1 rRNA gene is annotated in these 212 nt (G+C 47.2%); it reads left to right on the top strand.

Annotated elements, in window-relative coordinates:
* Positions 1–59, top strand: a 16S ribosomal RNA gene (locus M3196_RS22325); the annotation flags it as partial.
* Positions 60–212 lie beyond the last annotated feature (153 nt).

The raw sequence follows: 212 nt of genomic DNA, 5'->3' as shown, positions 1-212 counted from the left end.
TTGGGGTGAAGTCGTAACAAGGTAGCCGTATCGGAAGGTGCGGCTGGATCACCTCCTTTCTATGGAGATTATGAAACAGCTTCGACTGTTTCGTAAGTACACCTATTCTTCTTTTGTTCAGTTTTGAAGGAACTTTATACTTCCTTTAGGGGCCTATAGCTCAGCTGGTTAGAGCGCACGCCTGATAAGCGTGAGGTCGATGGTTCGAGTCC

Origin of the sequence: Fictibacillus nanhaiensis (assembly GCF_023715445.1) — a bacterium.
Classification (GTDB): domain Bacteria; phylum Bacillota; class Bacilli; order Bacillales; family Fictibacillaceae; genus Fictibacillus; species Fictibacillus nanhaiensis_D.
This window is presented reverse-complemented; position numbering and strand designations above follow the sequence as displayed.